Annotated in this window: 9 protein-coding genes; 2 read left to right on the top strand and 7 right to left on the bottom strand. The window is 28.0% G+C overall.

Annotated elements, in window-relative coordinates; translation table 4 throughout:
* The first annotated feature begins 284 nt into the window (after positions 1-284).
* On the top strand, positions 285-4,994 hold the full coding sequence (locus tag ACWXVO_RS03025) for a DUF4011 domain-containing protein (protein WP_456002519.1): 4,710 nt from the start codon (positions 285-287) through the stop codon (positions 4,992-4,994).
* Positions 4,995-5,282: 288 nt separating this feature from the next.
* Here ACWXVO_RS03025 and ACWXVO_RS03020 read toward each other — a convergent pair whose 3' ends face one another.
* From ACWXVO_RS03020 to lepA, 6 genes are all read right to left on the bottom strand, one after another.
* The gene (locus ACWXVO_RS03020; protein ID WP_438340360.1) at positions 5,283-5,483 is read right to left on the bottom strand and encodes a hypothetical protein; all 201 of its coding nucleotides are present in this window, start codon (positions 5,481-5,483) and stop codon (positions 5,283-5,285) included.
* Between the two features lie 186 nt (positions 5,484-5,669).
* Positions 5,670-5,870 (bottom strand): hypothetical protein, encoded by a 201-nt coding sequence (locus ACWXVO_RS03015; RefSeq protein WP_456002516.1) that lies wholly within the window; start codon positions 5,868-5,870, stop codon positions 5,670-5,672.
* 967 nt (positions 5,871-6,837) lie between these two features.
* Complete coding sequence (adhP, locus tag ACWXVO_RS03010) at positions 6,838-7,890, bottom strand: alcohol dehydrogenase AdhP (protein ID WP_438340362.1); 1,053 nt, start codon at positions 7,888-7,890, stop codon at positions 6,838-6,840.
* A 230-nt stretch (positions 7,891-8,120) separates the two neighbouring features.
* Positions 8,121-8,345, bottom strand: coding sequence for a YneF family protein (locus ACWXVO_RS03005; RefSeq protein WP_438340363.1), 225 nt, complete (start codon positions 8,343-8,345; stop codon positions 8,121-8,123).
* A 6-nt stretch (positions 8,346-8,351) separates the two neighbouring features.
* Entirely contained in the window at positions 8,352-9,257 is a 906-nt protein-coding gene (locus ACWXVO_RS03000; RefSeq protein ID WP_456002513.1) for an MSC_0882 family membrane protein, read from the bottom strand.
* Between the two features lie 23 nt (positions 9,258-9,280).
* Positions 9,281-11,077, bottom strand: coding sequence for a translation elongation factor 4 (gene lepA, locus ACWXVO_RS02995; protein WP_438340365.1), 1,797 nt, complete (start codon positions 11,075-11,077; stop codon positions 9,281-9,283).
* Positions 11,078-11,148: 71 nt separating this feature from the next.
* Between lepA and ACWXVO_RS02990 the strand changes: the two genes are divergently transcribed.
* The gene (locus ACWXVO_RS02990; protein ID WP_456002509.1) at positions 11,149-12,012 is read left to right on the top strand and encodes a diacylglycerol/lipid kinase family protein; all 864 of its coding nucleotides are present in this window, start codon (positions 11,149-11,151) and stop codon (positions 12,010-12,012) included.
* 122 nt (positions 12,013-12,134) lie between these two features.
* On the opposite strand, the gene ACWXVO_RS02985 is transcribed toward ACWXVO_RS02990, so the two are convergent.
* On the bottom strand, positions 12,135-12,479 hold the full coding sequence (locus tag ACWXVO_RS02985; protein WP_456002506.1) for a hypothetical protein: 345 nt from the start codon (positions 12,477-12,479) through the stop codon (positions 12,135-12,137).
* Positions 12,480-12,812 lie beyond the last annotated feature (333 nt).

Raw genomic sequence — 12,812 nt, 5'->3', positions numbered from 1 at the left:
AAGCTTAAAAAATAAATTTAATATCATAAGTTTAATAAACATTTTTAAACTATAAAAATGTTGCGATTTGATTAAGAATTAACATGTAATTTAACGCATAAAAGTAAAAAAAGTGCCGTTTTTTTAAGCAAATCAGCACTTTTTGTATATTTTTATAATTAGTTATAAAATTATAAAAATCATTAAAAGTTTAAGCTGTATAAAAAAATCATTATTGAAAGTATTTTAAACATAAAACCAGCAATAACAATCTAAATTTAATACAATATTAAATGTACATAGAAATGGGATTAAAAGACATGATCGATAATATCAAAAAAGAAAAACTAATAAAAAATATTAATCATTGAAAAACGAAATTACTTGACTTAACTTTAAGAAACAAATCCTTAAATATTGGTATCTCTTTAAAAAAGACCATTCCCAATAAATTAAAAATAGTTTATCCTGACTTTTATTCATTACTAGAATTGTTCAATAACACTGAAAAAGAAGTATTCCCATTGGCGATTTATGACCAAGTTAGAAAATATACAGAAAACCAATACGGATATGAAGCTTTATATTCACATAATTTAGAAGATATTGAGCAACAAACAACTATCAAGAAAAATCAACTTTATCCAGAATTTGGTGAGTCTGTATTTTTAGAAACAATTAAGAAAATTGAGAAAAAGGCAAGAACTTTTAGAGAGGAATATTCAATTGATATTGCTTATATGACATTTGGTTTAGTGAAGTGATACGAGTCAACAACTTCATATGAGCCAAATTACGCTCCTTTATTATTCTATCCAGTAGAAATTAAAAAAGATAGCAATACATCAGGTTGAAGAATTACAAGAAAAGCGGAAAATGATTTTATTCAAAATGAAACATTAGTACGTAAAATGAAAAATAGTTTTAATGCTGACTTTACATTTGAACCTTCAAATAATAATGCCAATGAAATGTTTGATGAATATGCTGAAAAAATTCTAGGCCAAATTAGCGATAAAAGATGAGAAATTACAAAAGATATTTATTTATCTACATTTGATTTTAGTAATATATACATCTACAAAGATATTGAACAAAATATTGAGAAAATATCTGAAAGTGAATTTTTCAAAAGAATGATCAGCGCTGAAATTGACGATGCAACAGATATATCTAATATTAATGAAACAAATATAAACCAAAAGATTGATATTCAAAATCAATATAAAATTCTTAACTCAGATTCTTCACAAGAAATCGCCATTCAAAATGCCATTGAAGGAAAAAGTTTCATCTTACAAGGACCTCCCGGAACAGGTAAATCCCAAACAATTACAAATATTATTACCGAACTTATAACAAGAGGTAAAAAGATTCTTTTTGTTGCTGAAAAAAATGCTGCTCTTCAAGTCGTTTTCAACAACCTTAAAAAAATTAAATTGGAAAAGTATGCGATGCCTATTCACGACACAAAAGTCGATAAAAAAGAAATATTAAGAGATATTAATAAATCAATCGAAGAGGCAAGATTATATGAAATCGATGACAACAATATTCAAACATTGATTTCTAACTATCAAAGAAGCAAAGATTTTTTAGAAAAATATGGAGAAATCTTATTAAGAAAAAGAGAACCTCAATACAAAAATCTTTACGAATATATTGGTAAATATTTTTCATTAAATGACTTCCCAAACATAAGATTCAGTATTAATAATATAATGTCTATTAATGGTGAAGATTTTGAAAATATTAAGAATACAATTCAGTCATTTGAACATTCACTGAAAAACATAGATTTTAATTTTAAACAACATCCATGGTACGGTTTATTAAAGGACACAATTAAATTTAAAGAAAAAGATGAGATTGAGGAAAAACTATTTTTCTTAAAAGATCATTCAAAAAATATTGCTACTTGAATCAAAAACTTGAATATTTTTGCACAACCAAACGACTTTTATAATGAATTTTCTAAACATACTTTAAATATAAAATTTGTTGCAAACTTCATTGAAAATAATAACTTCAAGGATATTTCAAACTATTTAAATGACGGTATTGATTTAGAAATAATAAATTTAAAAGAAATTATTAGTGTGTTCAATGACAAAACCACTAAATACGAAACCCAATCTAAAATTTGAAAGAATTTAGAATTTTTTGAAACTAATGATGCTATAGAAGTTTATTCAACACTTAACAAAAACAAATTTAACCCTTTTAGGGTTTTTTCAAAAACGTGAAGACAATACAGAAGTTATTTCAAAAAGCAAAATGTATATGAACCTGAAAATCTGTGAAAATTAAGAACCCTTGATGAAGCTAAAAAATTCGCTGAAATAAAAGAATTGGACACAAAATTTAATGAACTAATAAACAAAATAAATCTAAATTTAGACAACTTCAATATTGATAAAGTTAATGAAGTTTTAACCATTCTTGAGTTTATTAAACAAAATAATAATGATATCCTAACAATATTCAATGCATATGTAAAAACTTATAATCAAAACAAAGAATCAATAAAGACAAATATAAATAATTTAAACACACTATGTGAAAATATTGAATTTCTTGGTTCCTTATTCGACAATAATATTGTAAATTTTAAAACAGTATCACTAGATGATTTTCTATCTAAAACAATAACATTATTGACAAATATGGATTCAATAACTAGCTACATAAGTTTCATTAGCGCAAAAAATAGGCTTGCCAATTTAGGTCAAAGTTCTTTCATTGAAGCCATTATTTCAAACAATATAGATAGCAATTTTGAAAACATTTATCTTAGAAAATTCTATGAAAAACTAACAGAAACTATTATTCAAACTGAAATTTCAAATGCAGATACAGTTTTACTAAATCAATGTGTAAATGTATTTAAAGAAAAAGACAAAGAAGCTAATACTTTGGCAAGAGATAAAATTATTTTAGAAAATGATAAAAGAATTAAATCTAGTTTATTCTTCGCCGCTGCTAATAGTCAGTATATGTTGCTTAAAAAAGAAAGCAGTAAAACTCGTGCCATTATGCCTTTTAAGAAGTTTTTTGAAAAAGCGCTTGAACTTATTTTAAATATAAAACCTTGTTTAATGCTTTCTCCTCTAACAGTAAGTAACTTCTTTAAAGATGTTGACTATACATTCGATACAGTTATATTTGACGAGGCATCTCAAATTAGACCCGAAAGTGCTATAAGTTCATTATTTAGAGCTAAACAAGTTATAGTCGTTGGGGATAAGGAACAAATGCCTCCATCAAACTTCTTTTCATCAGCAGAAAATGAAGAAGGTTTTCTTGAAGTCGAGGATTCAACAGATAACTTTTCAGATGGCTATGATTCACTTTTAAATTTAGCTGAAGCTAGCCTTAACTCAATTAGACTAAAATGACACTATCGTTCAAAATTTGAAGAATTAATTTATACATCAAATAAAGAAATTTATAAAGACTTAATAACATTCCCTAACTCTAAACAACCTAATGATATCGAAGGATTAAGATTCCTTTACGCAAAACCAAATAAATATATTGACGAAACAAACACATTATTTGAAGAAGCAAAGAGAACGATAAAGGAAATTATTGAAAAGTATCAAAATAAATATTCAATCGGTGTTGTTGTGTTTAACGCTGAAGTATTAAATCAATTTGAAAGAGAAATGGATAAATTTATTCATGATAATCCACATTTAAAATTTTATTTTGATGAAGATAGAGAAGATGCATTTTTTGTTAAAAACATTGAAACAGTTCAAGGTGATGAAAGAGATATCATATTATTCTTGCTAGATAATAAAAGGAACGCAAACGGTGAAGTTAGTGTAAACTTTGGAGCAATAAATAACAGCGAATCCGGATATAAAAGACTTAATGTTGCAATATCTCGTGCCAAAAAAGGTTTAATTCTTATATCATCATTCAAAAGTCATGAAGTTAATTGGTTCAGAAGTGAACAAAGAGGGGTTAAACTTCTTGAAAAATTCATTAAAAACGCTGAATTCGGAATAAACGCCTTAGAAGATTTAAAAGAAACGAGCGGAGGTGTTGAATCACTTTTCGAACAACAAGTTTATGATAAACTTACTGAACAAGGTTTGACTTTAAAAACACAAGTCGGATCATCAGGATTTAGAATTGATTTAGCAGTAGTTCATAAAAATAATCCAAACAAATATATTCTAGGAATAGAATGCGATGGAGCAACCTATCACTCTTCAAAAACAACACGTGATCGTGATAGATTAAGACAGGAAGTGTTAGAAGCAAGAGGTTGAAATATTCACAGAATTTGATCAACCGACTGATTCAAAAACCCCGATGCACAAGTTAACATTATTTTAAATAAATTGCAAGAATTATATAACAACACTAATTCGGCTGACGAATCAGAAGACAACGAAGAAATGACAAAATCATTCACAATAGAACTAAATGAACACGAAAATGAACAAGCAACTTTCCCAGCATTCCCTGATCTAGATAAATTTATTGAAATGAATAGTTTAAAATTTTTAAAATCATATCAAGGAGAAAGAAGTCTTATTATTGCTCAACTATTTTCAGTTGCAGGTGCATTGCCTTATAAAACTTATGAAGGTATCGTTAAAAAATTGCTACGCGAAGATCGTTTAACAAATGGTGTTAAAATGTTAGCAAGCAAATTAGCATATGGACTGGGTAGCAAAGATGAATACCTATTCATAGTTCCTTCTTTCCCTGATTTCAATTTTAAATTTAGAGAAAGCTTTTCAAAAGAAACAAAAAGATCAATTTTTGATATCCATCCATATGAATTGCGTGATCTATTTATAACAATATTAGAAAATTCTTATATTACAATTAGCTTAGATGATTTCTGTAGAGAATTATCAAATAGAATTAAAACACAAGTTTCAAACCTACAACAAAAAAATTACGTTCTTGATATTTTAAACAAAATGGCAAAAGAAAGAAAAATTCAAAAATTAGATGATGAATTATTCAAAGCCAATGATAAACTCGACTAATAACTAATCAAATAAATTCAATATAAATATTCAAAATTATTTCCCAGTTTAAGTATAAAAAAATACAAATACATCTTAAATTAAGGCGTATTTGTATTTTTATTATTATTTTTTAACTACAATTATTAACCGCAATATACAGATATTAAACAATCTAAGCACCTACTCCTCCTTTAAAATAAATGAAACAAATTATTAAAAATAGAAGAAAAATTAAAATTTCTTTTTTTATCATAATCGTACTGGTTCTTTTTATTTTTTCAATATTTAATATTGACACCAAAACATTTATATGGAGCTCTCTGATCTCATTATAAAAAAGATAACAAATATTTTTGTTGCCTTATCGGGGTTCTTAGGAGTTATTTCAATATATTGATTTGCAAAGAAAAAAACAACGGTATATTTAACCGAAATACTCAATGCAATTTTATACGCATTCTTTTCATTTGCAAATGGCTTAGTCATTGATGGAATTCTATAATTCATTTATATAGCAATATTGATATCGATATTAATTAATAAAAAAATCAAGAAAAATTTCAAAATAAGTGAGCCAAGAAGTTCATTATATTCGTCACTATTATTTGCGTTATATTTTTTAATTTTCTTTGTAATATTTTACTTTTCAAACCCATTTACCAACAATATATTAGGAAAAATATTCAATATAAATTATTTAGAATTTGGCTCAAATTTTAAATATAAATTAGTGTCTGCTATACTGTTAGCAACATTAAATTCAATATCAGTAGCCGCTTCAACAATAATGGCGTTAGATTTTAAAGATTCGTAAATTGTATGATGTTTAAAAAGCATAATATGCTTTGCGTTTTTCTCTGGTGTTGCCTTTCCAAATTTCGATGCTTTGATCATAAACATTATCCATTTTTCAATTTCATTATATCTATATTTTGCAACTTCAAGGAGAACAACATTAAGAATTACATTTTCAGGAATGGAAGCAGCAAAAAATCTACTGTTATAAAAAATATTGCTCCTTTTCTAAATGAGCACGGTATTAAAATTATTGACAAAAGACTGACTGATACAAGCATTTTTCTAAACTATATGAATGATTTGAAAAAGAATGGGTATAAAACCAAAAAATATTTTTCAAGTATAGACTAGAACAAATTAAAAATATGCAACACTTTGACAAGTGTTTAATTGGTAGACATATGATTGATGACTTTTTATTTCTAAGGTTTTGATCAATATGATTTTTTTACAAAATCACAAAAAATTAAATGAAATTTATTTTATAAAACCAAATAACAAATTCCTTTTATTAATACAACTAAAAATTGATATATGCTTTGCAATTCTAAGAGATTACGAATTCATACAGAATAATAGAAAAAACGCCAGCTTAAGTCACAAAGTAGAGTTCGAAAGATGAAGAAGATCGGTCGAGCTAAAAAATGATTTATTTTTTAAAAATGTAAATAAAGAATATTTATAAGATAACGGAGTACTGGGAAAAATATTGGCTAAAAATCTTAATTACTTCTCTAAAAAACATTTTGTATTCATAAATACAGAATATTAAATTTCCAGCAAATACATCAAGAAAATAATAGAAGAAAAAATGAATAAAATTTATATAGTTTAATGAGGTAAAAATATTCAGAGTCCGAATTTTTTTATGAAAGGATTTAAGTGAAAATAGTTTAATTCTATTTCGCACATAATAAAATCACCGATAACATTTTACTATATATAATAGATAGATCATTTTTGTTACAATTTAACATTTATATTCATTTTTAAAAAATACTACTCATATTAATTGAGTAGTATTAGAGACTTATATTATTCTACTTGGTATATTTTTAAAAAATTATTTTGTTCTAAAATCAATAACTGCTCTTCCGAGAAATTCGCCTTTTTCAAGTTTTTCAAAAATTTCTTCAACATCTTCAAGTTTAACAATTTTTGTAACTTCTGATTTTACCTTTCCCTCAGCTGCATATTCAATGGCTTCTTTAAGATCTTGTCTAGTTCCTACAATTGAACCAACCAATTCTTTTTCTAACAGAACAGTTCAAAAAATAGAAACATTAATATCAACCTTTCCCATAGCATCCTTGGCCGGCAATCCCACCAAAACTTGGCGCCCACCACGCCGTAATATTGCCATTCCTTGTTCGGCTGCTGTCGGATGTACTGAAGTGTTGATAACAGCATGGACTCCACCGTTTGTTAACTGCATAATTTTACTTATAAAATCAGGATCTTTTCGTGAATTAAAGGCAGCAACCGCCTTACTCTTCAATGCTAAGTCAACCTTATCATCGCTAATATCTATTCCAATAGCCTTATATCCCATTGCATTTGCATATTGAATCGCAAGTTGACCTAATCCACCAACACCTATAACCGCTACATAATTGTTAGGTTTAATGTTAGTTCTCTTTAAAGCCTTATATGTTGTAACACCAGCACAAATAATTGGCGCGCCAGAAACAATATCAAATTTTTCAGGAATAATTGCTACATAATCCTCATGGCCAATAGCATATTCAGCAAATGTGCCATCTTTTGTATAAGCAGTCATATTTTGGTTAGGACATAGAGTTTCTCTTCCGGTTAAACAAAACTCACAATGGCCGCATGTGTCATGAAGCCAAGCCAAACCAACACGATCACCAACTTTAAGTCTTGTACATCCTTCTCCAAGTTCACTAACAATTCCGATCCCTTCATGTCCAGGAATGAGTGGATATTTTGGATCTACTAATCAATCAGCATTAGCTGCATGCAAATCAGTATGGCATATTCCACTTGTTTCCATTTTTATTAATACTTCCTTATATTTGGGTTTAGGAATAGCCACTTCTGTTATCGATCAATCCTTTGGCCCCCTCACAACAAATGCTTTCATTTTTGTCATTCTAATATACCTCCAAAGTTATTTACATTTAACTTAAATTATATCAATAATATTCTAACTTATCATATTTTAAAAATGTCGGTTTGATATTGTGCTTGTTGTTAGTAACTATACTCATAGCATTCAAAAAAATATTTAATAATAAATATCGATAATGCATATTAAACACAAAAATTTCATAACGCATGAATAAATAATAAAAATAGAATGTGCACATTATTTGGCACACTCTATTTTGCTTGTTTCATCGAACGCATTACGCTTCTAATTTGCGCTTCAGAAGCCTTGCGACCCATTTGTTGAAACATAACTCTAATCATCTTTTCATTGATTGGTGGGTTTTCTTTTAATTGCTTTTCAAATTTTTTCTTTGTTATAAAAATAGCTAAAATAGCACCAGCAATTCCAAATATGATAGGTAAAATTACTAATAAAACGATTCCTCATACAGGCATAATATTTTATCTTCCTCTCTTCATAATTCTTTTAACAATTAATAAAATTATAATAGGTATAACTAAAAGCACTAACACACTTATAAAAAAAATTTTAGCTCAAAACTTATGTGCTTCTGCTCTTATTTTTGATAGTTCTGTATTGCTCATCACGTCACTACCAAAAAAAACTTGAATATCAACCATTCTTTTTTTTCTTTGGATTGTTCCAATAATAAATAAAAGTAAAACCCCAAGCATTATTCCACAAAGAATATAAATAACTAAATTTGGGTCAGAAAAAGCCTTGTGTATTCAATCCTTAAAGTTCAAAATTCATCACTGAGCATCCTTAAGGCCTCAAAAGGCAAGAGTAAATAAACCCACATAAAATAAAATCGCAACAACAAATCATGTAATTCTAACTTGTCTTCTCATAAGTTTTTCATACAATGAGGCAATAAAAGGTGGAGCAAAACTAATTCCTTGTTTTATTTTTTCACGATAATCATCAACAGACTTAGATAGTGCATTCAGGTCTATTACATCCAAAATAAGTAAGACTAACGATATTAATCCAAATAGGATTGGAGAAACATATCACCCTCATGGGACTAATTTAATATCTTGGCTTAGATAATTAGAAAATAATGAGGGCGCAAATGCAAATAATAAGCAAGATATTAATGCCAAAAAAAATACAAATAAATAAGCTGATATGCTAAACTTTTTTAATGATTTTTCAGCTCTGAAAACCTTATATATTCCATTTGGTATTAATCCTTCTGGGTCAAGAGTTTTTTTAATGTTAGAACTTAATGATTTTGTCTTGATTTCTGCACCTGACATATTATTAACAGTTAACATTTCAGAATATTTTGCAACTACATCGCTACTTTGAGAACTATTGGTTATAATTGGTTTTAATTCCATAAAGCGCAGTCCTTTCTCATGACCTATTTTTTATTGTTATCTGTTTTTAAGATTGCTAAAAAAGCTTCTTGTGGCACCTCAACACTGCCGATCTGTTTCATTCTTTTTTTGCCCTCTTTTTGCTTCTTTAGCAATTTTTGGCGTCTTGTAACATCTCCACCATAAAGTTTAGCAGTTACGTCCTTACGATAAGCCTTAATTGTTTCTCTTGCGATAATTTTACCACCAATCGCCGCCTGAATCGGAATTTCAAAATTTTTTCTTGGTACTACCTCCTTAAGTTTTTCGGCTAATTCACGACTCTTATTGTATGCGAAATCACGATGAGCAATTAGCGCTAAAGCGTCAATTTTTTCCCCATTCAACATTATATCTACCTTAACAAGATCGCTTTCTCTTAAGCCAATATGTTCATAATCAAAAGAAGCATAACCTTTTGAGTAGCTTTTCATTAGATCAAAAAAATCGAATATAGTTTCATTTAGTGGAAGTTCATATATTAAACGTCTTCTTTTTTCATCTAAATACTCAATATTAATATACTTCCCTCTTTTTGATTGACAAAGTTCCATAATAGACCCAATATATTCCTCAGTTAACATAATTGATGCTCGGATATATGGTTCCTCAATAGTTTTAATATAACTACGATCAGGAAATAATGAAGGATTGGTAATATATTCAACCTCACCATTTGTTAGAGTAACAACAAATTCCACAGAAGGGGCAGTTGCTAATATATCAATATTAAATTCTCTTTCGAGTCTTTCTTGTAAAACATCCATATGTAATAGACCAAGAAAACCAATTCTAAAGCCAAATCCAAGGGCCTTTGAGGTTTCGGGTTCTCATATTATTGAAGAATCAGAAAGACTAATTTTTTCTAAAGCGTCCTTTAAGGCGTTATAATCCCTGTTATCAACGGGGAAGAATCCAGTATAAACAACAGGCTTCATTTTTTTATATCCAGCAAGAGGATAATCGACAGGATTATCTAACAAAGTTATAGTGTCACCAACAGCGACATCCTTAACATCCCTAATTGATGCAGTTATCCAACCAACTTCACCGGCAGAAAGTTTATCTCTTTTTTCTTCATAAGGATTCTTAACACCTAGTTCTGTAACCATATATGATTTTTTGGTTTGCATAAAGTAAATGGTATCACCCGGTTTTACTTCGCCATTAAAAATACGCGTATAGATAACAACCCCTCGATAATTATCAAAATAACTATCAAATATCAAACCTTTAAGAGGCTTGTTGGGATCAGCTTCTTTGGGAGCAGGTATTCTTTCAATAATTGCTTCAATAACATTATCGATATTCTTTCCTGTTTTAGCTGAAATTAAAATTGCATCACTTGCATCAATGCCAATTATACTTTCGATTTCTTTCTTAACTCTTTCCGGTTCTGAACTAATTAAGTCAATCTTGTTTATAACCGGTATTATCTCAAGATTATTTTCAATGGCTAAATAAACGTTAGCTAATGTTTGTGCTTGAATACCTTGTGTTGCATCAACTAATAAAATAGCCCCCTCACAGGCTGCTAGACTCCTACTTACTTCATAGGTAAAATCAACATGACCAGGTGTATCGATCAAATGAAAAATATAATCCTTATATTTAATCTGAACAGCATTTAATTTAATAGTAATTCCTCTTTCCTGCTCTAGATCCATCGAATCTAGAATTTGAGGTTTTGATTCACGCATTGTAATTGTATTAGTTTGTTCCAAAATACGATCTGCTAATGTACTTTTTCCATGGTCAATATGTGCAATTATTGCAAAGTTTCTAATTTTAGGATTCGTCATATTTTTATAATTATAAGTTTAAAATGGATTTTTAATACTTTTTTCTAATGATATTATTATATAATACTTCCATGCTATACGTTTTATATAACTCATTATCAAAAACAGGTAGAAATCAATCGAAAATATTCAATATTGTTTCCAAAATCGTCAAAATAATGAACGAGGATTCCTTAAAAATTATCAATGTAGCAAGTAGCAATAATAACAATTCCCTGCTAGACCGCCTTACTAACGAGGATAAAATTATAATCATTGGTGGCGATGGTACCCTAACACACATTATTAACACTTTAAAACAATCGTGCGCTAAACCAGAAATATATGCATATAAGGCGGGTACGGGAAATGATTTTGTGCGAAATGTTAAGATCCACCATAAACCAGAAAAAAGATCGCGACATCTTTACAAAATTAATGAGTTTATTGAAAAATTGCCAATAATTAAGTCAGGAAATACATATAGATATTTCTTAAATGGAACTGGTTTTGGAATTGATACTCTAATTGCTAAAACTGTTAATGAAAAAAAGAAGTCAGGTGCAAGGGGTTCTTTTTTTCGAACAACAATTGAATGTTTAAAAAAATATAAGAGATTAAACAACATAAAGATTACTGTTGATAAAAAAGAGTATTTTTTTAATAACATAAATCTTGTTTCAGTAATGAATGGGCCTTATTATGGCGGAGGAATGAAAATTGCTCCAAATGCTGATATACTATCTGATAAATTATGTGTTATTGTCGTGCATGATTTAGCAATTACAAAACTTCTCGGTGCTTTTATGCTAGTCTACTCAGGAATGCATACTGCAATAAAAAACGTTGAACAAATATTTGGCAATGAAATCAAAATCGAAAATATAACCAATGATTTTTCGCAAATTGATGGCGAAATATTTGAAACTGGATCTATTATAGAATTTAAGAAATAATTTTTTTTTTTTTTTTGCTACAGCTTAAACTTTTAGTAGTTTTTTATAACTGAAACAAATTTAAGGTGCAAAACAATAATTAAAAATATTTGGACAAATATCCAAATATTTTAAAATTTTCATTAAATATTATAAGAAGGCAGGCTAGCAGCAGCTGCGTGCAAGGCGAGACCAAAAATTAATGAAAAAATTAAAATTGGTAATATTAATGAAACAACAATACCACCTATCGCCAATCCTTTACCAGATCCTCCAAGATTCTTAGATTGTACAAGACCAACAATACTAAAAGCCAAACCTAATAAAGGCATAAAAAACGCAAAAACCAATCCAAGAATCGCAAAAATATTGTTTTGTGTATTATTCTTTGCTTGCTTATTAGAATTGTTAGAAAGATTTGCGCTGCAAATTGGACAAAACTTAACATATTCATCAAAATGCTTATTACATTTTCCACAGAATTTCATATTTTTAATATCCTTTCAATATATAAATAAATATAACATTATTAAATGTTCCATATAAATAATACTATATATATATATATATATACGAATATCATCTAAAACAGGGCACTTTTTAGCTTTTTCTAGTGATTTTACTATCAAGAAGGCAGTTGTTTATTGAAAGCATTCTATTGATTTATTTCCTATGTTTATCATAAAATTTTTATGTTTTAGAAAACAAAAAAAACATCCTGAAATATAACAAGATATTTTTTGTTAAAACATTTTTTGTTTTCATTTTGATAAACTTCATTAATTATTATAGATTTTTAAATAACTGATAGCTTATTTTTT

The sequence above is a fragment of the Mycoplasma sp. 1890 genome (assembly GCF_053851615.1).
Note: the sequence above shows the minus strand (reverse complement) of the source record. Positions and strands in the feature narration are given on the sequence as shown.